Origin of the sequence: Mucilaginibacter ginsenosidivorans, from assembly GCF_007971025.1 — a bacterium.
GTDB lineage: Bacteria > Bacteroidota > Bacteroidia > Sphingobacteriales > Sphingobacteriaceae > Mucilaginibacter > Mucilaginibacter ginsenosidivorans.
The window spans coordinates 1,240,728-1,264,460 of record NZ_CP042436.1; the positions used below are offsets into that span (position 1 = coordinate 1,240,728).

Annotated in this window: 20 protein-coding genes and 1 tRNA gene; 11 read left to right on the forward strand and 10 right to left on the reverse strand. The window is 46.1% G+C overall.

Annotated elements, in window-relative coordinates; genetic code table 11:
• Positions 1–109: 109 nt before the first annotated feature.
• Together der and era are read right to left on the reverse strand one after the other, a co-directional pair.
• Entirely contained in the window at positions 110–1,411 is a 1,302-nt protein-coding gene (gene der, locus FRZ54_RS05660; protein ID WP_147030669.1) for a ribosome biogenesis GTPase Der, read from the reverse strand.
• Positions 1,412–1,548: 137 nt separating this feature from the next.
• Positions 1,549–2,427: a GTPase Era gene (era, locus tag FRZ54_RS05665; protein WP_147030670.1), complete on the reverse strand. Its 879-nt coding sequence runs from the start codon at positions 2,425–2,427 to the stop codon at positions 1,549–1,551.
• Positions 2,428–2,528: 101 nt separating this feature from the next.
• Between era and FRZ54_RS05670 the strand changes: the two genes are divergently transcribed.
• The 3 genes from FRZ54_RS05670 to tnpA all read left to right on the forward strand — a co-directional run bounded on the left by FRZ54_RS05670 (position 2,529) and on the right by tnpA (position 5,567).
• A tRNA-Met gene (locus tag FRZ54_RS05670) sits at positions 2,529–2,601 on the forward strand.
• A 353-nt stretch (positions 2,602–2,954) separates the two neighbouring features.
• The gene (locus FRZ54_RS05675) at positions 2,955–4,781 is read left to right on the forward strand and encodes an MEDS domain-containing protein (RefSeq protein ID WP_147030671.1); all 1,827 of its coding nucleotides are present in this window, start codon (positions 2,955–2,957) and stop codon (positions 4,779–4,781) included.
• Between the two features lie 345 nt (positions 4,782–5,126).
• Positions 5,127–5,567 (forward strand): IS200/IS605 family transposase, encoded by a 441-nt coding sequence (gene tnpA, locus FRZ54_RS05680; protein WP_147030672.1) that lies wholly within the window; start codon positions 5,127–5,129, stop codon positions 5,565–5,567.
• Positions 5,568–5,832: 265 nt separating this feature from the next.
• Here tnpA and FRZ54_RS05685 read toward each other — a convergent pair whose 3' ends face one another.
• The 7 genes from FRZ54_RS05685 to FRZ54_RS05715 all read right to left on the reverse strand — a co-directional run bounded on the left by FRZ54_RS05685 (position 5,833) and on the right by FRZ54_RS05715 (position 15,958).
• On the reverse strand, positions 5,833–8,256 hold the full coding sequence (locus FRZ54_RS05685; RefSeq protein WP_147030673.1) for a TonB-dependent receptor: 2,424 nt from the start codon (positions 8,254–8,256) through the stop codon (positions 5,833–5,835).
• Between the two features lie 272 nt (positions 8,257–8,528).
• Positions 8,529–9,416 (reverse strand): dienelactone hydrolase family protein, encoded by an 888-nt coding sequence (locus FRZ54_RS05690; protein ID WP_147030674.1) that lies wholly within the window; start codon positions 9,414–9,416, stop codon positions 8,529–8,531.
• A gap of 126 nt (positions 9,417–9,542) precedes the next feature.
• Positions 9,543–11,699, reverse strand: a complete 2,157-nt coding sequence (locus FRZ54_RS05695; protein WP_147030675.1) for a xanthine dehydrogenase family protein molybdopterin-binding subunit — start codon at positions 11,697–11,699, stop codon at positions 9,543–9,545.
• 21 nt (positions 11,700–11,720) lie between these two features.
• On the reverse strand, positions 11,721–13,874 hold the full coding sequence (locus tag FRZ54_RS05700) for a xanthine dehydrogenase family protein molybdopterin-binding subunit (protein ID WP_147030676.1): 2,154 nt from the start codon (positions 13,872–13,874) through the stop codon (positions 11,721–11,723).
• Between the two features lie 14 nt (positions 13,875–13,888).
• Positions 13,889–14,497, reverse strand: a complete 609-nt coding sequence (locus tag FRZ54_RS05705; RefSeq protein ID WP_147030677.1) for a hypothetical protein — start codon at positions 14,495–14,497, stop codon at positions 13,889–13,891.
• Complete coding sequence (locus FRZ54_RS05710; protein ID WP_147030678.1) at positions 14,494–14,964, reverse strand: (2Fe-2S)-binding protein; 471 nt, start codon at positions 14,962–14,964, stop codon at positions 14,494–14,496. The genes FRZ54_RS05705 and FRZ54_RS05710 overlap by 4 nt, the downstream gene beginning before the upstream one ends.
• A gap of 91 nt (positions 14,965–15,055) precedes the next feature.
• Complete coding sequence (locus tag FRZ54_RS05715; RefSeq protein ID WP_317131603.1) at positions 15,056–15,958, reverse strand: helix-turn-helix domain-containing protein; 903 nt, start codon at positions 15,956–15,958, stop codon at positions 15,056–15,058.
• A 162-nt stretch (positions 15,959–16,120) separates the two neighbouring features.
• Here FRZ54_RS05715 and FRZ54_RS05720 point away from each other — a divergent pair, with 162 nt between their 5' ends.
• The 7 genes from FRZ54_RS05720 (at position 16,121) to FRZ54_RS05745 (ending at position 21,306) form a co-directional block, all read left to right on the forward strand.
• Positions 16,121–17,740: a carboxylesterase/lipase family protein gene (locus FRZ54_RS05720; protein WP_147030679.1), complete on the forward strand. Its 1,620-nt coding sequence runs from the start codon at positions 16,121–16,123 to the stop codon at positions 17,738–17,740.
• Between the two features lie 57 nt (positions 17,741–17,797).
• Positions 17,798–18,643 (forward strand): aldo/keto reductase, encoded by an 846-nt coding sequence (locus FRZ54_RS05725; RefSeq protein ID WP_147030680.1) that lies wholly within the window; start codon positions 17,798–17,800, stop codon positions 18,641–18,643.
• A gap of 61 nt (positions 18,644–18,704) precedes the next feature.
• Positions 18,705–19,181, forward strand: a complete 477-nt coding sequence (locus FRZ54_RS05730) for a cupin domain-containing protein (RefSeq protein ID WP_147030681.1) — start codon at positions 18,705–18,707, stop codon at positions 19,179–19,181.
• A gap of 174 nt (positions 19,182–19,355) precedes the next feature.
• Positions 19,356–19,844, forward strand: coding sequence for a nuclear transport factor 2 family protein (locus tag FRZ54_RS05735; RefSeq protein ID WP_147030682.1), 489 nt, complete (start codon positions 19,356–19,358; stop codon positions 19,842–19,844).
• A 62-nt stretch (positions 19,845–19,906) separates the two neighbouring features.
• Complete coding sequence (locus FRZ54_RS24615; RefSeq protein WP_228462630.1) at positions 19,907–20,083, forward strand: cupin domain-containing protein; 177 nt, start codon at positions 19,907–19,909, stop codon at positions 20,081–20,083.
• Positions 20,084–20,092: 9 nt separating this feature from the next.
• The gene (locus FRZ54_RS24620) at positions 20,093–20,314 is read left to right on the forward strand and encodes a cupin domain-containing protein (RefSeq protein ID WP_228462631.1); all 222 of its coding nucleotides are present in this window, start codon (positions 20,093–20,095) and stop codon (positions 20,312–20,314) included.
• Between the two features lie 8 nt (positions 20,315–20,322).
• Positions 20,323–21,306, forward strand: a complete 984-nt coding sequence (locus FRZ54_RS05745; protein WP_147030683.1) for an aldo/keto reductase — start codon at positions 20,323–20,325, stop codon at positions 21,304–21,306.
• Between the two features lie 12 nt (positions 21,307–21,318).
• Here the strand turns inward: FRZ54_RS05745 and FRZ54_RS05750 are convergent, their stop codons facing one another.
• Positions 21,319–22,260: a class I SAM-dependent methyltransferase gene (locus FRZ54_RS05750; RefSeq protein ID WP_147030684.1), complete on the reverse strand. Its 942-nt coding sequence runs from the start codon at positions 22,258–22,260 to the stop codon at positions 21,319–21,321.
• A gap of 126 nt (positions 22,261–22,386) precedes the next feature.
• Here FRZ54_RS05750 and FRZ54_RS05755 point away from each other — a divergent pair, with 126 nt between their 5' ends.
• Positions 22,387–23,733 (forward strand): TolC family protein, encoded by a 1,347-nt coding sequence (locus FRZ54_RS05755; RefSeq protein WP_147030685.1) that lies wholly within the window; start codon positions 22,387–22,389, stop codon positions 23,731–23,733.

The window sequence follows — 23,733 nt, forward strand, 5'->3', positions numbered from 1 at the left end:
TACGAAGCTGATAGCCAGAGTGCTACACCATAGATGTGCGAATGTGCAAATATGCAGATGTGCAAATGACTCATGATTAATCTGCACATTCGCACATCTGCACATTTTACTACTTCTGCCTGAAAAATATTTGTATCGGTACGCCGGTAAAGTCAAAGTTCTCGCGCAATTTGTTTTCCAGGAACCGGTAGTATCCTTCTTTGAGATATTGGGGTAAATTACAGAAAAATGCAAACATGGGCGATACGCCGTTGATCTGCGTGATGTATTTTATTTTAACGTATTTCCCTTTGATAGACGGCGGCGGAAAGCTTTCGATAATCGGCAGCATCACGTCGTTAAGTTTGGAAGTGGGTATTTTTTTCTTTCGGTTATCGTAAACCTTTTGTGCTGTTTCTATCACTTTCAGCACCCGTTGTTTTTCGGTAACAGATGTAAAGATGATAGGGACGTCGGTGAACGGAGCCACCTTTTGGCGTATCATATCCTCAAATACTTTGGTGGTTTTATTGTTCTTTTCTATCAGGTCCCACTTATTCACCACCACCATAATGCCCTTTTTATTCTTTTCGGCCAGGTGAAAAATGTTGATGTCCTGCGACTCGATACCTTCAACCGCATCGATCATCAGGATCACCACGTCGGCTTCCTCCAGCGCTTTGATGGTGCGCATAACGGAGTAAAACTCTATATTTTCCTTAACCTTCGTCTTTTTGCGCATTCCTGCTGTATCAACCAGCATAAAATCGTGCCCATATTGGTTATAATGGATATAGATAGAATCGCGGGTGGTGCCTGCTATCGGTGTTACGATATTACGATCCTTACCTATAAGTGCGTTGATAATGGATGACTTGCCTACATTAGGGCGCCCGACGATGGCGAACTTCGGCAAGGTGTTTTCTTCAACCGGCTCATCGTCAAAATGCTTTACCAGTTCATCAAGCAATTCGCCGGTTCCCGAACCCGTCATCGAGGATATGTTATATATCTCGCCCAGGCCCAGGCTATAAAATACGGCAGCGTCCGATTGTTGGGCATTATTGTCCACTTTGTTCACAACAACCATCACCGGCTTCTTTCCGCGGCGCAGCAACGCTGCAATTTCATCATCAAGGTCGGTAACGCCTGTTGTCACGTCGACCATAAACAATATAGCAGTGGCCTCTTCGATAGCGATGATTACCTGTTCGCGTATAGCAGCTTCAAAAACGTCTTCTGAGTTGGCTACGTAACCGCCTGTATCTACCACGGTAAAACTGTGATGCGTCCATTCCGAAACCCCGTAATGCCTGTCGCGTGTTACGCCGCTAAAATCATCCACGATGGCTTTGCGCGTTTCGGTCAACCGGTTAAATAAAGTCGATTTGCCTACGTTGGGGCGGCCCACTATGGCTACTATATTGCTCATTGGTCTGCAGATTTGAGGTGTGAGATTTGAGATGTGAGCTATCTCACACCCGGCCCACAACCTTATAATAATTTTGAGTTTGAGGAGGACGATGGGAGCCAGGAAGGCTCTCATATCTCACATCTCAAGTCTCACGTCTAACTCTCGTACCCAAACTGTTTCAGGTAATTTTTCTTTTGGCGCCAGTCGGGTATCACTTTCACAAACATCTCCAGGAACACCTTACGCTGAAAAAGTTCCTCCATATCCTTACGGGCATAAGTGCCAACGCGTTTCAGTGTTTCGCCCCCTTTGCCTATTAGTATATTCTTCTGCGAATCCCGTTCGACAATGATCTCTGAACTGATGCGGTATAGTTCATCACCTTCTTTAAAGGCAGTGATAATAACTTCGGTACTGTAGGGTATCTCCTTTTCGTAGATCTTAAATATCTTCTCGCGGATAATTTCGGAAGCAAAGAACCGGTCATTACGATCGGTCAGGAAATCCTTTTCGTAATAGGGTGGATGCTCGGGCAAGTGCTCTATCACGAAATTCATTACCGCCAGTACATTATGCTCCTTTAATGCCGAAACGGCGAATATTGCCTTGGGATTTAGTTTCTCCTGCCAATACGCCACCTTAGCCTTTACCGTTTCCTCGTCCGACTTGTCGATCTTATTAATGATCACGCAAAGCGGGGCCAACGAGCCCTGCAACTTTTCTATCGCGTCGCTTTCATCATATTTTTCATTAATGTCGGTTACCAGCAATACCAGGTCGGCGTCCACCAGCGAACCGGACACCTGGTGCATCATCGTTTCCTGCAAAGCATAGTGCGGTTTGATAATTCCGGGAGTGTCCGAGAACACGATCTGGTAATCTTCGTGATTGACTATGCCGAGTATACGGTGCCTGGTTGTCTGGGCTTTAGGAGTAATGATGGACATTTTTTCGCCCACCAGCGCGTTCATAAGGGTCGACTTACCCGCGTTGGGCTTACCAACTATACTCACGAAACCCGCCTTATGACTCATAAAAAATATATAAAATTTAATTTGGACTGCAAAGAAACGAATTATATCTTTGCAGTCCCAATAAAAATAAGGATTACCCCGATTTTAATGGGAAAACACAGTGCGGGATGGAGCAGTTGGTAGCTCGTCGGGCTCATAACCCGAAGGTCGTAGGTTCGAGTCCTGCTCCCGCTACCTTTAAGACAAATGCAACGGAAGAGTTCTTTCGTTGCATTTTTTGTTTTAAAATGGAATTAGTTTCGCAGCCTTAACAATGATCAAGGTAATTTTGGTTCGAGTCCTGTTAGGGTCAACGAAACTTTAGATTGAGGTGTGTTTTGTTAAACATTTTTTTCTACGTTTTTCATTTCATACTGCTATTTACTGTGCATAAAAAATGACAAAGCAACCCATTCGACTGTAAATCATTTGGTCTTTCCGACTTTTTTATACTTATCTTTAAAGATTCCTTTCCTACTTTAATAGTTGCCGTGTAATTAGTCCGGGATTTTAATAGAGCATATTAATTTATTAACCGAGAATTGTCTATGAAACAAGCGCTCAGACCAACCGGTATCGAAGTACTCGGCAATATACCGTGGGGCACTCATTTTTGTCATTTTTACCAAAATGACGAGGACCTGTTGTCGATTCAAGTGCCTTTTTTTAAAACTGGTTTGGAAAACAACGAATACTGCATATGGGTAACTTCCGGACAAACCACCGTTGAGAATGCTAAGAATGCACTAAAGGAGGTAGTTCCTGATCTTGATAAATATTATGAACATAAAAGTATCGAGATCCTTTCCCACCATGACTGGTACCTGATTAATGGACAATTTGAACTGGATAACGTCATACGCTTGATGTTAGCGCGTTTAAAAATTGCACTTGAGAACGGCTTTGCCGGCTTACGCCTCAATGGTGACGAAGCCTGGATGGACCAAAGAACATCGCACGATTTTATGGAATATGAACGCTTCCTTAATCCGGCAATAGCGGGAAAAAAGCTTATCATATCATGTAGTTATCAATTAAGTAAATGCACCGCGACAGACGTGTTAGATGTTGCCCTGTTGCATGAATCTGCTGTTTCGAAACGTAAGGACCGATGGGAAATACTGGAAACCCGGAACTTCTTAACATCCCAGACGCAACTGAACCTGGAAAGAGATTTGCTCACGAAACGAGTGCTAAAAACGACGAGGGAGTTAAACGGGATCACCGAACAGGTAAAGAAGGAACGTTCCGAAAGAAAGAAAGGGGTATTTTCCCCGTACAAATCCGAACTTTATTTAAAAACAATAGTAAACACCTCAGATATCGCGTTTGTATTATTCGATAGTGACTCACATGTATTGTTGTTTAATGCTATAGCAAATTATTGGTCAATCCTGTCTTTCGGAGTTCCTTTGAAGAAAGGCGTCTATTTGCCTGACCTTTTGAATGAAGAAGGAAAAATCAAATTTAAAGAAACGATAAAAGCTGTCCTGTCGGGGCAGTCGCTAAGCTATGAGACGAGCTACCAGGACCAGGGCGAGTTCCGGGAATGGTACCGCGTCACCATTCATCCTGTAAAGGATGATGATGGAAAGGTTGTCGGAGTATGTTGCACTGCAAGCAATATTACCCGAGATAAACGGGCGGAAACAGAGCTCCAACGTATAAGCGGCCGATTAGAAGAACGCAATAAAGACGTAGATAAATTTGCTTTTAGTTTATCGCACGATTTGCGGGCGCCATTGGCCAACATGCTTGGGTTAGCCAGGATGCTTAAAAACACAAATGTTCCCAATTCAGAAAGACCAGAACTCGAAAGCTTTTTATTTCAAAGCATCGAGAAACTGAATGATGCAGTTTATAATTTGAACCGCATTTTGGAGTTGGACAAAACTCTGAGTCTGAAAAAAGCAAAGGTCAATCTAACCGAGCTGGTAAATGAAGTATCTGCCCGGTATAAACCGATCGCCAAACAGGACGCCGTCCGAATTTATACTGATTTCGACAACGTGAACGAGATTTTTACTATTGTAAGTTACCTGGAGAGTATTTTTTTTCATCTTATTTTCAGCAGTATAACATATAACCAAACCGGGAGGCCACCGGTGATTGAAATCACTGCTGAAAAGACGGCGAACAAAGTTATTATCCATTATAAAAATTTCGGGAAAGGTGGTTACAGTAAGGGTACAAAGGCAGACGCCGGATCTTATAAGACCCTGAACACGTCCATCAGAGGTCACGGTGTTGGCTTGTCTACAGTGAAAACAAGGGTTGACATCCTTGGAGGATCGATCAGTGTTGGCACATTGCCTGATGGCGGCAAGGAATACCGGATCGAACTGCCGCTTGACTTAAGCGAAACCAACCTTTAGGCTTATGGACTCGAATCGAGTCCCAAATCTTAAAATAGAACAGGCAAAATATTTAGTCGCTGCGGGCAAAATATTTTTTAACGCTGAGTCACTTTCGAAATAATTTTGAAAGCGCAACAGTCACTCGGTTTTATATATCGATCCGGCTATCATGTGAGTTGACTTTACCGATAGTTTTTAGATCATCAAAAAAGTTCGACATTTGTCCGCTTCCCTCTACCTTTTAAAGCATAAAGCCTTCAACGAAAAGTTGAAGGCTTTTTTTATTATTATAATAGTAAAACCACCGCCTAAGGCGGTAGGTAAGGTGTGAAGGCTAGGCCAGAAACCGCTATCTTAGTATTTGTGACGAAATACAGGAAATTATCTCATAGCTTTTACTATTGTGTTTACCATGTTGTGTGGACGCCGAAATATCGCTTCAGGGTATTAACAGATGTGGTGGCCGATACATTGGAGAATAAGATTCGAGCAATATGCGGATGGAAAGAAGTGGAGATATTGGAGATGAATATTCAAGCCGATCATGTTCACATGGTTTGTAGCATCCCGCCAAAGATGAGTGTGAGTGATTTCATGGGGATATTAAAAGGTAAAACAGCACTAATGATGTTCAGTAATTATCCGAGTTTGCGCAAGAAGCCATATTGGGGTAATCATTTTTGGAGTAGAGGTTATTTTGTAAGTACGGTAGGTTTAGATGAAGAACGGATAAAGAACTATGTAAAATATCAGGAAACAGAAGAGCGGAAAGAAGACGGAACAACTGACCTGAAATTGTTTTGACGACCATCCCCTTTCAGGGGTTAGGATAAAGCCCCCACCTTAGGTGGGGGTTGTTTACTTTTACTGTAGACGAAGACGATGGGTACAATCGTCCGAGGTTCGTAAACTTCGGACAGCCGCGGCGAGCCACAAAAAGCTGCCGGACAAAAACGATTTGCTTGCTGATCCTTACTATTCATCTCGTGATCAATTTGGGGCTGTGCGCTTCCTGCACCTTTAAAAATCATGCCGTCAGTTTATGGAGAGCCAGTTTTATATCCAGCTGTCAGAATTTGGCGCCGAGTGTAACATAGCATGATCTTCCATCTCCGGGTAATATACCATTACCGACATAAACGAGCGTTTCGGTTCTGCGGGTAAAGTATTTATTATCTGTCAGGTTATTTACTCCGATCCTGATGTTATACTTTTCGGAAAACTTATAACCCAGGGCAAAATCGGCCACCCCATATCGCGGCACATAGCCTACGTTAGGACTTGTTTTGGTGGCTACTGTATTGTTCGCATCCGACCACGATCCGCCAACGTATGAATAATAAAAAGTAGCGGTGATGTTATGTACCCGCCCATTTATGCCCGAGCGACTAACAAATTGGGGGACATCTTCTAATGTTTTCCCGGTCAGATCAACCGCGCCTGTTTTGCCATTCAAATACCTGGCATGATTATAAGCGTAAGAAGAAAATATTGAAAGATCATTATTACTTTGCTCGTCATCGAAATTAAGCAGGTGGAGCTCAAAAAAAGCTTCCACGCCCTTAGTGAGCGCATTACCTGCATTGGTAGTGTAGGTGTACGGCTCTCCGTTGGCATCGGTCAGTGTTATATTTCCTATCCTGTTGTTATACTTTAGTTCAAAAGCGCTTAAATCAAAGTTCAATATGTTTTTAACCTTCCCCCGGATGCCAATATCTGCATTGTGGCCGCTCGCATCTTTCAAATCCGGGTCGATCACCGCTGTACTCGATCCAATTATAAGATTTGAATAAAGGATGGGCCTGTAAGCCTGCGAATAATTAGCATAGATATTAATACTTTGAGTGATCTTATATTGCGCCCCTATTCCACCCAGCACAATGTTCCTGGTGGTTGAAAGCGATACCGGGTTGAAGTTTTTGTATACTTTATATTCCGTCCCGTTTAAAGTTGAATTGAGATTATCGTACCTGATGCCGGGTGTTACGGATAACCTGTCTGTGATTCGGAAAAGGTTTTCAAGAAACGCCCCATAGTTTATTGTTTTAAAGAGCAGCGCGATACCGTAATTGCCGGTTTGAGTAAGATCAAAATTAGTGCCTGTAGTGCCCTCCCCGTTTTGTTTTCTGTTTGTAGCGGCGCTGGAATATTTTAAACCGCCCGATAGGGCACTCTCGTGGCCGAACAGGTCGTATTTTTTTATCATTCTTGCATCAACAGTATAGCTGTTGTAAAAGTCCCTGTTTATCTCTCTTGGCGCGTAGGAACCTGTAGTTTTGCTAATGGTATCGGCATTGGTGGCTAAACCCGGGCTGGCAATAACCATGTTTCTTTGCCCGAATAAAGTATAGGCTTTGACATTCAATTGTGTTTTATTATTGATGGCGTAATTAAAACTCAAAGCGGGCACGTTAAGTATCGGGTTAAAATAATTTCTGCTCCTTGTTGATTGGCGCGGATCGGCAGCAAACATCGCATCGGTAAGCCCGCCGGCAAATTTTTGCACGTAGTTTTCTCTCGAGTATTCAAGGCCAATATCCATTTTATCTGTTGGCTTGTAGTGCAGGCTTGCATAAGCATTCAGGAAATTATAGTTAGAGTTAAGACGCCATCCGTCGCTGCTGCGGTAATTAAAGAAAGCATAATAAGTGAATTTGCCTTTTTTGCCGCCTGCCGAAGCAAAGGAATTTGAGGTATTGAACGATCCATATGTTTGCTCGGTTTCGATGCTTAATGATCTTGTAGTGTCGGGTTGCTTAATTACATAATTGAGCATTCCGCCAAACTGAGGACCGTATTGAAGAGCGGCCGATCCCCTGATGATCTCAATTTGCTGTACGGCCTCGAGTGGCGGGTTGTACATAGCCTCAGGATAACCATACAGATCGTTATTAACATTGTAACCATTCTGGTTCACGTTGAACTCCCATGATCTGTGCGGATTTAATCCTCTTGCCGCTACACTTGTTTGGGTGCCCGAACCATCCAGCTCCCACGACGTGATACCTGGTACTTTTGCAAACATATCGCGGGCTTTACTTTGTGCAATATCTGCATTGATACTGTCAACCAAAATCACTTCAATTTTTTTGCCCGAATAAATATTTGTTCCCCCGATCTCGGGTAACGTCGTGATGCTTCCCGCATTTCGTTCGCCTTGTACTTCAACAGATGGTATCTTAATAACGCTGTCCTGAAGTGGATAGGAAAATTCAGCGGTCTCATGGTTTTTTACGATTATATGCTGTTTAACAGATTGATAGCCGATGTGCGAGATAATGATCTGGTAATTTCCGGCAGGAATGTTATCGATACTGTATTGACCTTTATTGTTTGTGATGGCCCTGAAATTCGTTTGGTAAAGGATGATATTCACCAGTTCTAACGGTGTTTTTTTATTGTCGGTGATGCTACCTTTAATATTACCACTTGATTGGGAAAAGGCATGATTGAGTGTTATGAAGAATAGAAAAAAAAGGAAAGTTTTTTTCATGGAAAGCTTTGTTTAAAATCTTGCGTTATATATTTAAAAATATAACGCTAAAATAAGTTTTAATTAACCCGTGGACAATGTTTTTGTAAACAAATTATGACGGAAGTAAATGTGGCATGTTGAAAGGCTCAACCCGACCGGCAGGATGCCTGTTACATGTTAGAAAGAAGTTTGTTGAAGACACTGTTGTTGGTTTATGGTTTAAAGGGAAGGTTTTTAAGAAAAGTGTATCTGCAACCAAAACAGGAACGCCATGGAAAGTGAAAATGGCCTCACGTCAAATTTTCTTTAAAAAAATTGATCGTGCGATTCCAGGCCAGCTCGGCTGCGGCCTTGTCATAACGGGGTGTTGTATCGTTATGAAATCCGTGGTTCACATTTTCGTAAATAAAGGCCTGGTATTTTTTGCCGTTGGCTTTTAAGGCAGCTTCGTAAGCCGGCCAGCCACCGGTAATGCGGTTATCGAGCGATGCGTAGTGCAGCATAAGCGGAGCGTGAATTTTAGGCACATCTTCAGCAGCAGGCTGGCTTCCGTAAAAAGGCACCGCTGCTGCCAGGTCGGGTATCCTTACAGCCATCATATTGGCTATGCCACCGCCAAAACAAAAGCCCACAACGCCTACTTTGCCGTTGCAGTCCTTGTGATTTTTAAGGTAATGATAGGCATCTATAAAATCCTCCTCCATTTCGCCCTTGTCCCTTTTGCTTTGCATTTCCCGGCCTTTGTCGTCGTCGCCCGGGTAACCGCCAAGCGGTGTAAGCGCATCCGGTGCGAGCGAAATAAAGCCTGCCAGGGCGGCCCTTCGGCCTACATCCTCGATATAGGGGTTTAAACCGCGGTTCTCGTGGACAACAACGACCCCGCCTAGTTTCCCACTGGCATCTGCCGGTTTTGACAGCAGTGCCTTGATAGTTCCGCCGCCTTTGGGCGAATCATACTTGATATACTCCGATTTTATGCGGGGGTCGTCAGCCCTGATCTGGATGTTCCCTTTGTAATCGGGCATCAGGAAACTCATCAAGGCCGGTACGGTTAGACCGCCAACGGCGTAAAGCGATAACTTTTGAACGAAATCACGACGGTCAAGCCGGTTATGTGCATAGTCATCGTACAGGTCGAATACTTCCTGCCTGATGTCTTCTTTCCTGATCTGGTTCATAACAAAAGGTTTACTCAAATGTAGCGATTCACGGCAGTTACCTGCCAGTCAGGAAGTAACAGTTGTGTTACCCTTAAGGTTTGAAAAAACTTCGCCATCAGGCATGAACCTGGCAGGTATTACTGCTTAGATCATATCCAGGCTAAAAGGTAGTTTTCGGATGCGCTTACCAGTCAGGTCGAAAATTGCGTCAGTTAATGCCGGAGCAAAGGGAGGCAGACCCGGCTCGCCAACACCTCCTGCATCAGCGTCGTTCTCCATAATATGCACTTCAACCGGCGGCACGTCGTTCATTCGCGGCATAATGTAGTTGTAAAAATTCCTCTGCTCCACCAGCCCGTCTTTGAATGTGATCTCATGATTGGTTGCCGCGCCTAAAGCCATAACAATGGCACCTTCGACCTGCGCCTTTACAATATCGGGATTGACATACCAGCCGCAATCCATTACTGCCCAAACCTGGTCTATTTTCAGCTTTTTGCCCGAGCCGCCTGAAACTTTTACTACCTGGCCGACGGTGGTTCCAAAACACTCGGTAATAGCGGTGCCATATCCGGCGTTTTTCTGCCGGGCTTTCCAGCCAGATACTTCTTCCATTTTATCTATCAGTTTCTGGCACCGTTCGTCCTTCAAGTATTCCCTGCGAAAATCGAGTTGGTCCTTGCCCGCGGCGGCAGCCAGTTCGTTCAAAAAGCTTTCATAGGCAAAACCGTTGGTTGATGCATAAACCGAACGCCACCAGACATTAGGAATAGGTATTTCAAATGGCACATCCCAAAAGCTGATATTGGCTATAGATTTGTAGTAAGGTGCAAGAAATCCTTCTGAAATGCTTCGATTGGGTTGTGTCTTGGGCGCTCCCATCCAGTGACCGATGTTCTGCCCGGCCGCTTTGAATTTGAGTGCGCTTAGCTGCCCGTCGGTTATAGCGCCCTGGCACCTGTACGAGATACCCGCCCGGTAAGGGCCTTGCGTCATATCGTCTTCTCTTGTCCAGACAACCTGTACCGGAGCGCTCATTTCTTTCGAGATAAGGCACGCTTCGTGAGGATAATCCATAAATGCCTTCCTACCGAAGCCACCGCCTAAAAAGGTCATATTAACTACCACCTTTTCCTTAGGCAGTTTGAATTGTGTGCTTATGTAATCCTGAACCCACTCCGGCGCTTGTATGGGCCCCCAGATTTCTAATTTATCAGGTTGATAAAATGCCACGCAATTAAGTGGTTCCATTGCGCTGTGCGATTGATATGGGGTTTCATACGTTACATCAAGCTTTTTAGGCGCAGCAGCCAGAACGCCATCACTATCGCCTTGTTTTCGTGCTGAAAGCCCTTCCTGGTTTTTTAAGATGTCGTTTTGCTGCTGATATATCCCAGCGGTGCTAACATGGTCAAACCCACTGTCATCCCATTCTATGTTCAGCGCCTTTCGCCCCTGTATGGCCGACCATGTGCTGTCAGCCACAACGGCCACACCATCCCTGAAGGTTTGAAACACGCCTGTTTGGATCTTGAACACCTTTTTTACCCCGGGTACCTTAAGCGCAGCGCTTGCATCAAAGCTCTTCAGCTTACCGCGCAAACGCGGGTTCCTTTCTACAACAGCATAAAGCATACCGGGTAATTTCTTATCCAGGCCAAATATTGCTTCGCCGTTGGTTTTCAGTGGGGTATCCTGCCTGTGCAGCGGTTTGCCAATCAATTTATAATCCGAACGTTTTTTGAGCACAACATCCTTCGGCGCCTCCAATTTGGATGCGGCTTCCACCAACTCGCCGTAATGGAATTTCTTTCCTGACGGCTTGTGGATCACGCGGCCATTCTCGGCATAACATTCTGACGCAGGCGCGTTCCATTTCCCGGCAGCAGCGGTTATCAGCATTTCACGCGCCGATGCGCTAAGCTTCAATAATTTTTTATACGAACCGCGGATAGTCGAGCTTCCCCCGGTTACCTGGTTGCCGTATTTTTCCCTGTCTCCCTGCGCAAAAATAATATTCACGTCGTTCAGGTCAACCTCCAGCTCTTCCGCGATGATCTGCGGTACCGATTGATATGAGCCCTGGCCCATTTCGGCCCGGTGATCTGTAAGCGTTACTTTGCCGTCGGTATCAATGTGTATCCAGGCATTCATTTCAACGCCAGTTTTTTCCGCACCGGCAGCTGTCATGATCTCCTCTTTTTTTGCGTCCGCAGGAAAATAAAAGCCGAGGCAAAGGGCCGTTCCGGCAAGACTGGACGCCCTTAGGAAATTTCTTCTTGATATCGCGTTAGTTTCCATAGCTGGAGTTGTTTAAGCAGTTTAACTTATTTTTAAGTCGAAAGGCATTTTACGAATCCGGGTTCCTGTCGCCGCAAAAATTGCATTGGCCAGCGCCGGCGCAAATGGCGGCAATCCGGGTTCGCCTACACCCTTTATTTTCCCCTCGCCCGTAAGAATGTGAACTTCGACCTGCGGCACCTCGTTAATGCGAATCATGGTGTTGTCATAAAAATTATGCTGCATCACCTTGCCATTTTTTAGCGTAATGGCCGGTTTTGTGGCCGCGGTTAAAGCCATCACCACGGCACCTTCTGTTTGATTTCTTACGTTATCAGGATTGACGGCCACGCCAAGGTCTATTACGGCATAAACCTTATCTACTTTGATGGTTCCATCGGGCCGGAGCGTCACTTCTACAGCCTGTGCACATTGCCCGGCAAAAAATTTCCATTGCGCCAAACCGCGCCCGCTTCCTTTTGGTAGCGGCTGATCCCAGTTTGACACCTCGCGGAGTTTTTTGAAGATCTTAGCGGTGTCCGAATCCGGGGCAAGCAGGCTCATCCTGAAATCGAGCGGGTCCTTGCCAGCTTTATGTGCCAGTTCGTCCATAAAGCATTCATGGGCGAAAGCTAAAGTAGAACTGGTTACCGACCGCCAGGCTGCTACCGGCACATGGTAATCGGCCCTGACATAAGATGTTTTTATATTGGGTACCTGGTAATCCTGCTCGCCTATCCCTTCTACCATTGTCCCGTCGACTTTCGTTTTATCGAAATTGGGACGCGCCGACTCGGATATGGAAGGGCTGATCACTTTATGTTTTAAGACAAGGAGCTTGCCGTCATCAGAAAAACCACCGCTGAGCTTGGAAAAAGTCATTGGCCTGAAAGGGCCGAATTGGGTGGTATCTTCCCGCGACCAGATCACTTTTACAGGCTTGTCGTATTGTTTGGCTATGTTGACAGCCTCGACGAGATAATCCAGGTACAGCCTCCGGCCAAAGCCGCCGCCGACAAACATATTATGCATTTTTACATTTTCAGGCGAAAAACCGGTAAGCTTTGGCAACTCGTTGGGGCTGCTGCCTACCACCGAACTGGGTACCTGGGTAGATGTCCATATCTCCAGGTTGTCGCCGTGCACCTGTGCCACAGCGTTCATTGGCTCCATAGGGCTGTGCGCCACTACCGGCGTTTCATAAAATGCATCGACGGTATTTTGCAGCGAAACATTCACCTTATCCGCGTTCCCGATATTTTTGTCAACCAAACCCTCTTCATCGGCCAACTTGCGCAAATGCTCGTCGTAATCTTCTGAGTCAAAATTATCAAATCCTTTATAGTCCCAGTTTATCTTCAACTTTTTGCGGGCTTGTAAAGCGGTCCAATAGGAATCGGCGATAACGGCCACCCCGGTATAACGATAATTGCCCACCACGCGCTCAGCTTCAACAACCTTAAGTACGCCCGCTATTTTGAGTGCATCTGAAGCGTCAAAGTTTTTTAGTACGCCGCCTATCACGGGGCACCTTTCCACCGACGCATAAACCATTCCCGGTACCCGTACGTCGATGCCAAATTTGGCCTCGCCGCAGGTTTTTAAGGGAATATCGGGCCGGTGCGACATTTTGCCTACTATCGTGAAGTCTTTCGGGTCCTTCAGTTTTGGATCCTTAGGCAGATCGAGCCTGGCGGCGTCTTCAACCAATTCTCCATAAGTAAACGACTGATCGTTTGTCCTGTTGATCACCTTTGCATTCCGGGCGTAGCAATTATCGGGACTCGTCTGCCAGCGCTTAGCCGCGGCCACTATAAATACTGTCCTTGCGGCGGCACCTGTTTTCCTGTAATCGTTATAACCGGTACGGATAGAGGAACTACCCCCTGCCCGCTGTCCACGACCGAATTCGGGCTCACCACTTGTATTTTTGATCTTCACCTGGTCAAGCGAGACCTCGAACTCTTCTGCGATGACCGCCGGAACGGACTGAAACGTACCCTGTCCCATTTCGGGCTTGATATTGTAGATGGTTATATTACCGTTGGACTCGACAAGTATATATGGGGAAAAGTTTTTGGCTGCGGCAATATCACTTGTTTTAATGATGGCACCTTTTGCAGAAAGGCCCAGCCATATTGAAATACCGGCAGTACCGGCAGTTTTAATAAAATGGCGTCTTGATACCTGCTCCATACTTCAATCCCTTTCTATTTAATTTTTGCAGATGGCGCATAAGCTCCCTTTGCTATCCATAACCGCACTTGTGCTGCAAACGCTGCCCTGCTCATAGGCGGCAAGGTACGTCCGTCGCCCGGGTGCCAGGCCCAGCCCACGAGATCATCGTTTGCCATATGGTCTATCAACTGTGCTTTTGTCCTGTTGCCGTTCCGTTTTGGATCTAGCAACTGCAACGCCAGTTGGCGCGGTGTGCGCCCCTGGAACACCATTCGCATATCGGCGGGGGGCAATGCCCATTTCGGGTTGCCCGGCGGCGCATGCAAACCGGGTGTATTTTCGGCCTGGTGGCAATTACTGCAACGTACCGAATACAATCCTTTGCCGTCTACTCCCCGTTTAACGTTCATGGTATGGATGTGGCTATCGTCGCCCTGCAGGGGGGCGTCGCCGGAGGGGTGGCAATTCATACAACGCGCACTTTTTAGTACTTTATACACCGACATGAATGCCTTCACCGAACCCACGCTGTCTTTTGCCAGCACAGGATAGCTTTCGTTTTTTGCGGTTTTTGTAGTAAACGATATGGTTACCACGGCGGCTATCAGAACCACCATTGTCAAAACAACCAGTTTTTTCATATTTTGGCTCCTTCCCGCTGCATTTCTGCCGCTTTGTGTATTGCGGCCCTGACACGCTGATAGGTTCCGCAGCGGCAAATATTGCCCGACATGGCATCGTCGATGTCCTGGTCGGTCGGATTGGAGTTTTCGCGCAGCAAAACAGCTGCCGACATCAATTGTCCCGATTGGCAATAACCACATTGCGGGACATTCAGTTCATTCCAGGCAACCTGTAACGGATGGTTGTTGGCGGCAGAAAGACCCTCAATAGTAACGATCTGCTGACCGGCCGCGCGGCTCAGTTTAGTTACGCAGGACCGCACCGCCTCCCCGTTCAGGTGAATGGTACAGGCGCCGCACTGCGCCACGCCGCAGCCGTATTTTGTTCCCGTAAGGCCAAGTATGTCCCTGATGGCCCATAGCAGGGGCATATCGGGGTCCGCATCTACATTATGCTGTTTCCCGTTTACTGTAATGGTGATCATAAGCGCTGTTATATTTGGTTATACTAATATACCGATATATGCAGAAAACTATAAATTGCTTCCCGATTGTTACAAAGGAAAGCAATAGTTATCAGTTCGCGGAACGATATTCCAAAGGCGAATGTCCGACGCGCTGCTTAAACACCCGCGCAAAATGCTGCGGATATTTAAAGCCTAATTCGTAAGCAATCTGACTTACCGTTTTGTTTGTATCAAATATCTTTTGTTTGGCAAAATCGATCAGGGTCGACTGGATATACTCCTGTGCTGATATCCCGGTTTCTTTCTTTACAAGGTCGCCGAAATAATTGGGGGACAGGTTTAATTCATAAGCGCAGTAGGCTACAGAAGGCAATCCGATAGTTTGCGGCTTATCCGTGGCGAAATAATCATTAAGCAGCTCTTCAAATTTTTCCAAAACCCCCTTGTGGACATGCTCGCGTGTAATAAATTGCCTGTCATAAAAACGGACGCAATAACCCAAAAGCAATTCGATATTGGTTGCTATCAATCTTTTACTGTGCTTATCAATAGCATGATCCAGTTCATAATCGATTTTTGAAAAGCAATCCAGGACGATCCCTCTTTCCCTGTCCGATAAGTGCAGCGCTTCGTTAGACTGGTAGGCGAAAAAGCTATAATCCTGTATATGCCGGCCCAACGAGGTGCCATGTATAAAATCGGGATGAAATACAAGACCATAGCCTTTCGGCTGATATATCTCGCCATTGCTGTTAATGCCCGCCACTTGCCCGGGTGCAAAAAAAACAAGCGTACCTTCCTGGTAATCGTATGTGCTCCTGCCGTATGTCAGGTCGCCGCATTTCACATCCTTCAGGAATATCGTATAAAACCCAAAATACATACGGGACCCGCTTCTTGGCGATGCCTTTGATAGATCAACAACACTTACGAGGGGATGCTTGGTTGCGTTATTATTAAACTCGTTGTATTCGCTGATCGTGTTGAAACGGCGCATGTCGTCCATATCCATCTTCGTTTATTTCAAAAATACTATATAATTCATTTAACGTAGCACAATCAGTAATAATGGTATACATATCCGTAATATATATTATATCTGTGCCAAAAAAACCCGTCACCTTTGTGTCGTCGAAAATACGAGTAAACCTGATCGTCAAAAATTATAAAAGTTATGAAAGGATTTTTAGCTTGTATCGCATTATTGATGGCATGCACAGGACATGCACAACAAACACAAACAACTACCGCCAGCGGACCAACCGTTCGTATTAAATCCGGCATTTTGCGTGGTCTTATTGAAAATGGAGTGTCGAGCTACAAGGGAATTCCCTATGCCGCTGCGCCTGTGGGTGAATTACGCTGGCGGCCACCACAACCATTCCCGGCCTGGGAAGGCGAGCGCGACGCCAGCAAATATGGCGCGGACTGTGCCCAACGGGGATTTGGTGCCGGTAACGGTGGAATTTCTCCCACCTCGTCCGAAGACTGCCTTTTTTTAAACGTTTGGAGCCCGGCCGGTACTTCCAAAGGAGCAAAACTCCCGGTAATGGTTTGGATACATGGTGGCGGGTTTGTATTTGGGAGCGGGAACCAGGGGCCTGATTTTACAGGAGCGTCATTCACGGACAAGGGTGTTATTTTAGTTACGATCAATTATCGCTTAGGGCGATTGGGTTTCTTCGCTTTTCCTGCCCTCAGCCAGGAACACCCGGAAGAACAAAAAGGCAATTATGCCTACATGGACCAGATCGCTGCACTTAAATGGGTCAGGGAAAATATTGCTGCGTTCGGAGGCAATCCCAACAACGTAACTATTTTCGGTGAATCTGCCGGGGGCGTTTCAGTACAATCTCTTCTTACAATTCCGTCGGCGAAGGGCTTATTTCAAAAAGCTATTGTAGAATCTGGCGGGGGCCGCGATGGTGTGCTTACCGGCAGACCGATCAGTAAAGATAATGCCGATTCCTATTATCCTGTTTCTGCCGAAACCATCGGTATCAATTTTTCAAAAAAACACGGGATTATGGGAACCGATGCTGCGGCATTGGCTAAGCTTAGGGCCCTGCCCGTAGCAGATATTGTGGATGGGGGACAGGAAACAGCCGGCAACGGCGGCTCATTGATCTATTCAGGGCCAATACTGGATGGTCGCCTTGTTGCGGAGACCGCTGAAAGCGCTTACAAAGCCGGCCGGCAAGCACGGGTTCCACTCATAATCGGTTCAAATAGCGCAGAAATAGGACAAGGCTTTGTGAATGCCGGTTCAAAAGATGCATTACTGGATCAGTTTGGTGATATGAAGGCTGAAGCCAGTAAGGTATATGACCCGGATGGTACCACCGAACTCGCGAAAATGCTGACCCTGGTAAACACAGATAAGGTGTGGGCAGAACCGGCACGCTTCAGCGCGCGTGCTATGGTAGCCAAGGGTGCACCGGCGTACGTCTATATGTTCTCCTATGTTTCGCCGTCGATGCGGCAGTTCATGCGTTATGGCGCAGCGCATGCGTCAGAGATAGGGTACGTATTCAATAATCTAAGGACGCGAACCGGAGCCGATACGATAAAAAAGGATCTGCAAGTTGCTCAACTGATGAATACTTACTGGACAAATTTTGCCAAAACGGGAGATCCTAATGGCGGCGGATTGCCCCAATGGCCCGCCTTTAAAACGGAAACGAATGAGATTTTGGAGATCACGCCGGATGGTTCGGCAGTGGGTGAGCCTGATGCCAGAAAACCGCGTCTTGATCTGATGGAAAAAGCGCCGGTAAGAACGCACATGCAATAGTGACCACATGCCAAACTTTCACATCAGTTTATCCTTATTAGATATATATATAATAAAATGAATACAGTAAAATTAAATAACGGCGTTGAAATGCCGGTATTGGGATTCGGCGTTTTCCAGGTAAAAGACCTGGCCGAATGCGAAAGAAGTGTGATCGATGCGATCGAGACGGGTTACCGCCTGATAGATACTGCAGAATCCTATATGAACGAGGAAGCTGTTGGCAAAGCTATCAAAGCAAGCGGAGTGGCAAGGGAAGAATTGTTTATTACCACTAAACTCTGGATAAATTCAAATGGATATGAAGGTGCAAAAAAGGCCTTTGAACGGTCCCTGAAAAAACTGCAACTGGACTATTTGGATCTATACCTGATCCACCAGCCCTACGGTGACGTATATGGCGAATGGCGCGCGTTGGAGGAGTTATATAAAGCAGGGAAAGTCCGGTCCATTGGGGTCAGCAACTTTCATTCAGACAGGCTGATAGATCTTATCATTCACAACGAGATCGTTCCGGCTGTTAACCAGGTTGAGACACATCCCTTCCATCAGCAGAATGAGGCACAGCAATTTATGAAGGATAATAATGTGCAGATCGAGTCGTGGGGACCGTTCGCGGAAGGCAAGAACAACATTTTTCACAATGAACTATTACAGGCTATTGCAAGCAAATACGAAAAATCAATTGCCCAGGTTATACTTCGATGGCTAACACAAAGAGGCGTGGTAGCTATCCCGAAATCGGTCCGCAGGGAACGAATGGCAGAAAATTTTAACAGCCTCGATTTCGAGTTAAGCAGCGAGGATATGGAGTCTATCAAGTCTTTGGATACCTCGGCGAGCCTGTTTTTTGATCACCGGGATCCTGCGATGGTGAAATGGCTCGGTGAAAGAAAGCTTTAATGTTTAAAACACGCAATATTTTAACAGAACGGGAATAGGACCCATAAATAAAACTCAAATCATGAAAAACTTATTAGGTATGTTGCTCGTCAATTTGTTTCTTTTATACCTTACCCCGGTTCATGTCAATGCACAAACGCGCCCGGATTCATCTTCGTCGCAAAGAACCGGACAGTCGCCGGTCAGAAGTTTTTTCTCTGGCGGAACTGCCACGGTAGTCAGGATGACCATGCCCCCGGGCCTCAATTGCGGTGCGGCCAAAGTAACCTTTCAACCGGGTGCGCGCACCATCTGGCATGCTCATGCCGGTGGCCAGGTGATCGTTGTCACATCAGGTACGGCCTGGTACCAGGAGAAGGGCAAGCCCAAGCAAATTATTAAACAGGGAGAGGCAGTAGTATGCCCCCCGGGAGTAATGCACTGGCATGGGGCATCGCCGGACGGCCCGATGACACATATCGTTACAACCCCTAACCTGGACAGGGGCGGAGTTACCGCCGGTGCCGTAGTTACCGATCAGGAATATATGGAGCATTAATATTTCATATCCCACGATCATCGCTATTAAAAACGATCCGCTATTTATGCGGCTGAATGTCCACGTCATAAAATCAGTAATAATGGTATAAACATCCGTAACCTGTATCCTATCATGTTCGCTAAAACGCATGAAATTTGTACAGGCATTATGGACACACATAAATTCAAATCAATGAAAAAATCAATTATCATTATCTTCCTGTGCATAGCTGGTGTATCGCTATCACATGCCCAGGCTAACTTACCCAGTGCACCGAAAGCAAACCCAACAAAAGAAGAAAAGGAACTTCTCGATCTTTCTAAATCCAAATGGGAATGGATGGCAGATAAAAAGACAGATACGCTGAATGGCTTGTTTGATGAGAACTGCGTTTTTGTACATATGGGGGGAAGCTGGGGGAAAACACAGGAGTTGAATACAATAAAGGGCGGTTTTATCTGGTATAAAAAAGCCGTGGTGTATGGCGCCTCTGTAAACATTTTTGGCAACACGGCCATCCTTTTAAATGACATAGACCTTGAGGCAGTGGTTGGCGGGAACGACGTCACGCATGCCTTTATGGTGACCGAGGTATACCTTAAAGAAAATGGAAAATGGAAAATGGGCTCCCTCACTTTCTCAACTCTGCTGAGACCTGTTAAAATGAACGGTAATAAATAATTACCCGCGCTATCAATTAACTTTAATGAACAATTAGTGTTCGATAATTTAAAAGGGGAACAATGGAAATTAAACGCAGCGGCTCGCAGCCTTCGGGAAAAGGCCCGGCCGAGTATTTTACCGGGACGGTACGTATCGACCCACTGAACAGTCCGCCCGAGCCTGCGAGGGTAGCGATGGCTCTTGTAACATTTGAGCCGGGGGCGCGGACAGCCTGGCACACTCACCCTTTCGGATAGACACTGGTAGTGACCGGCGGCAGCGGCTGGGTACAGCGTAAGGGAGGAAAGATTGAAGAGATACATCCGGGGGATGTAGTTTTCTTTGAGCCGGGCGAAAAACACTGGCATGGCGCTACGGCGACCACAGCGATGAGCCATATTGCTGTTCAGGAAAAATTGAACGGGTCGCCGGTAGAGTGGATGGAGCACGTTACGGATGAAGAATATGGGGCTTTAATAAATAAATAAGACAAACAATGAAAAAAAGAAAACTCGGCAATAGCGGACTGGAAGTTTCGGCAATGGGCTTAGGCTGTATGGGACTTAGCTTTGGTTATGGCCCTGCCACCGATACCAAAGAAGCTGTAAAACTGATTCGGGCGGCCTTCGATATGGGCGTCACCTTTTTTGATACGGCCGAGGCCTATGGCCCGTTTGTCAATGAAGTGCTATTGGGCGAGGCGCTTGAACCTTTTCGCGACGAAGTGGTAATAGCAACCAAATTCGGTTTTAAGGGAGGACTGCCCACTGTAGGTATGGATAGCCGGCCTGGGAACATCAGGAGCGTTGCAGAGGCTGCTCTTAAACGGTTAAGGACCGACCGTATCGATCTTTACTACCAGCATCGTGTCGACCCAAACGTGCCCATGGAGGATGTAGCCGGAACGGTTAAAGATCTTATAAAGGAAGGCAAAGTGAAACATTTTGGGCTGTCGGAGGCGGGCATGCAATCGATAAGAAAAGCACACGCTGTACAACCTGTGGCTGCGCTTCAGAGTGAGTATTCATTGTGGTGGCGCGAACCCGAACAGGAGATACTGCCGGTACTTGAAGAGCTGGGAATAGGATTTGTACCTTTTAGTCCGCTGGGTAAAGGTTTTTTGACTGGCGCTATTAACGAGAATACTAAATTTGACGCTACCGACTTCCGCAACATCGTCCCGCGTTTTAGCGAAGACGCCCGTAAAGCAAATCAGGCTTTGGTCGATCTGCTCGCAAAGATCGCGCAGCAAAAGAATGTGACACCGGCGCAAATAGCCCTTGCCTGGTTGCTGGCGCAAAAGCCCTGGATCGTTCCGATACCCGGTACCACCAAGCTACACCGCTTGCAGGAGAATATGGGCGCAGCAGACATCGTGCTAACTGCCGATGACCTTGCAGGGATAGAAGACGCTGCTTCTAAAATTACAATAGAAGGGGCGCGATATCCTGCAAATTTGCAGGCACGTGTGGGCAAATAAAAGCTGTAATTATTACGGGGCTGCTGTAAAGACAGCGGCCTCGTAAATGTTTCCAATCACCGTGCGGTCCGGTTTTAGCCAGCGTTGCAATACCACTGCCGCTGTACATGGCCCATAGGTAATTATGCTGATTTTTCGATTCAAGGCTTCTTTCCTTAATAGTTCTAACACGTCTTTTAGTATTTCGCCTTTAAAAGGAGTGTACATAAAGAACACCGTTCCTTTGGAATAATCGGCATCCCGTGCATCCGTGTTGATAAACGTCACCCGGTTTAAATCAAGTTCGGTTGCAGCACGCTTTGCATAATCACAAAATGCCGGTTCAAATTCTACACCCACGGCTTTGATACCGGTGGCCAGGTTAACCAGCATAACCGCCTGTCCCAAACCTGAACCGATATCGAAGAAAACATCGTCGATACCAAAATTAACCTTCTCCGCCAATTCGAAAATTACCCGCGCAGGCGTTTTTTGGTAGAACACCATTTCTGGCTCAAGTTTCCTGGTTTCCCGGGGCGGCGGCTCGGCGGTGAGCAATCTGTTGATAAAAATATCCAGGTTATCGTAGTCAGGTTCGTCCCGCTTATCCGCTGCGTTAAGATCGAAATATTTGCTAACCAAGTTTTTGAAATAGGCACCGCTATACTGGCCCGCACGAATGCCGGCCCGGATTTTTTTGAAAAGCTTACTATCTATTTCGTCCAGTTGAGTTTTTAATTTTTCAGCACGATCTTTCAGCGCAGTTACCTCTGCTGTTTTGGGACGAAGGCTATCAAGCCGGTCAATAATATGAAATTCGAGGAAGTCTGAAGCTTCGGCACGCTTATTAAAGTTTTCCTCGTTGCAGATCGCTGCATTTTTACTTAAGCCTTCCATATCCGATCGTATTTCGGCAAGCTCCGCGCTTATCCCGGAAAGTTTATTAATAACCGTATGCGATTCTTCTTTTGTCAATTCATATTCATTTTATCATTACCAGGATGGTCCACCTCATATTATTCCATGGCTTTTAACTGCTGAGTAACAAATGTTACCAAACGGTTTTTTTAGCCGGGGTAAGTTTGCTGCAAATTAAATGCAATGAGCAGCAATAAGAAGTATTTTATTTTATTCTCCGTTACGGCGAGCTTATTTTTTTTGGCGCCGGTACTAAAAGCCCGGGCACAGGATAGCATTAGGAATTTGAGCCTGGATGAAGCTATAGCCGCCACCCTGGGCAATAACAAGGCCATTGAAATAGCCAAACTGGACGAAAAAATCGCGATAGCAAATTATAAGCAAACCCAGGCCATTTTCCTGCCAAGGATAGGCTTTTCCTATACCGCCATGACCACCAACGACCCGCTGAATGCCTTCGGGTTTAAGCTTGATCAACGGGTGATCACCCAAAACGACTTTAATCCGCAGTTGCTCAATCACCCTTCTGGCACACCGGACATCATAACAAAACTGGAGGTGCAGCAACCGCTGTTGAATATGGATATGCTGTACATGCGCAAAGGCGCTGAAAAGCAAATCGAGGTTTATCAATACAAAACCAAACGTACAAAGGAATACCTGACTTTCGAGGTACAGAAGGCCTTCATGCAATTGCAACTGGCGTACGAAGCCGCCGGCGTTTTGAACGAAGCATTAAAGACCGCAAAATCAGTCTATAAGTTTACGGACGATCATTACAAGCAGGGACTTATCCAAAAGTCGGACGTGTTGAATGCGAATGTGCATTTGACAAGTATTGAAAGCAACATAGCTAAGGCGCAAAGTAACATCCGTAACGCGTCAGACTATCTCAGTTTATTGATGGGGGCAAAAACAGGCGTCGTTTATAAAACAGATGGCCTTACAGCCGATGGATCACAGTCGGCCGATACTACGCAAAAAGTTCCCGGTTCAAGAGCTGATTTTATGGCGATGGAAAAGGCGATTGAAGCTTCTGACATGATGATCCGATCGAACCAGTTAAGTTACCTGCCCAAATTAAATGCATTTGGTAATTACCAGTACAATGACGCGCATTTAACAGGTTTTGGTGCAAACTCATACCTGGTGGGTGTACAATTATCATGGGATATATTCAAGGGTAATTCAACAAAAAATAAGATCACTGCTCAAAAACTTGAACGTGATAAGCTTTCCGCAGAATTGTCGCAGCAGAAAGATCAAAGCCAAATGGAGATCAATAAGGTATACCGCGACCTGGCCGATGTGCGGTTCGAAATAGGACAGGAAAAAGCAGCAGTCGAACAGGCAACGGAATCTTTGCGGATACTACAGAACCGCTACCAGCAGGGGCTCATCAATACTACTGATGTATTGACTGCCGAGACCCAATTATCACAACAAAAATTTGCATTGGCCCAGGCTGTATTCACCATGAATGTTACCAGGGCTTATATACAGTTATTAACCTCATCAACTAACAAATAA

Coding starts and splice junctions, on each gene's coding strand:
- der (WP_147030669.1), bottom strand. CDS start 1,411: ATGAGCAATATAGTAGCCATAGTGGGCCGCCCCAACGTAGGCAAATCG.
- era (WP_147030670.1), bottom strand. CDS start 2,427: ATGAGTCATAAGGCGGGTTTCGTGAGTATAGTTGGTAAGCCCAACGCG.
- FRZ54_RS05675 (WP_147030671.1), top strand. CDS start 2,955: ATGAAACAAGCGCTCAGACCAACCGGTATCGAAGTACTCGGCAATATA.
- FRZ54_RS05685 (WP_147030673.1), bottom strand. CDS start 8,256: ATGAAAAAAACTTTCCTTTTTTTTCTATTCTTCATAACACTCAATCAT.
- FRZ54_RS05690 (WP_147030674.1), bottom strand. CDS start 9,416: ATGAACCAGATCAGGAAAGAAGACATCAGGCAGGAAGTATTCGACCTG.
- FRZ54_RS05695 (WP_147030675.1), bottom strand. CDS start 11,699: ATGGAAACTAACGCGATATCAAGAAGAAATTTCCTAAGGGCGTCCAGT.
- FRZ54_RS05700 (WP_147030676.1), bottom strand. CDS start 13,874: ATGGAGCAGGTATCAAGACGCCATTTTATTAAAACTGCCGGTACTGCC.
- FRZ54_RS05705 (WP_147030677.1), bottom strand. CDS start 14,497: ATGAAAAAACTGGTTGTTTTGACAATGGTGGTTCTGATAGCCGCCGTG.
- FRZ54_RS05710 (WP_147030678.1), bottom strand. CDS start 14,964: ATGATCACCATTACAGTAAACGGGAAACAGCATAATGTAGATGCGGAC.
- FRZ54_RS05715 (WP_317131603.1), bottom strand. CDS start 15,958: ATGGATATGGACGACATGCGCCGTTTCAACACGATCAGCGAATACAAC.
- FRZ54_RS05720 (WP_147030679.1), top strand. CDS start 16,121: ATGAAAGGATTTTTAGCTTGTATCGCATTATTGATGGCATGCACAGGA.
- FRZ54_RS05725 (WP_147030680.1), top strand. CDS start 17,798: ATGAATACAGTAAAATTAAATAACGGCGTTGAAATGCCGGTATTGGGA.
- FRZ54_RS05730 (WP_147030681.1), top strand. CDS start 18,705: ATGAAAAACTTATTAGGTATGTTGCTCGTCAATTTGTTTCTTTTATAC.
- FRZ54_RS05735 (WP_147030682.1), top strand. CDS start 19,356: ATGAAAAAATCAATTATCATTATCTTCCTGTGCATAGCTGGTGTATCG.
- FRZ54_RS24615 (WP_228462630.1), top strand. CDS start 19,907: ATGGAAATTAAACGCAGCGGCTCGCAGCCTTCGGGAAAAGGCCCGGCC.
- FRZ54_RS05745 (WP_147030683.1), top strand. CDS start 20,323: ATGAAAAAAAGAAAACTCGGCAATAGCGGACTGGAAGTTTCGGCAATG.
- FRZ54_RS05755 (WP_147030685.1), top strand. CDS start 22,387: ATGAGCAGCAATAAGAAGTATTTTATTTTATTCTCCGTTACGGCGAGC.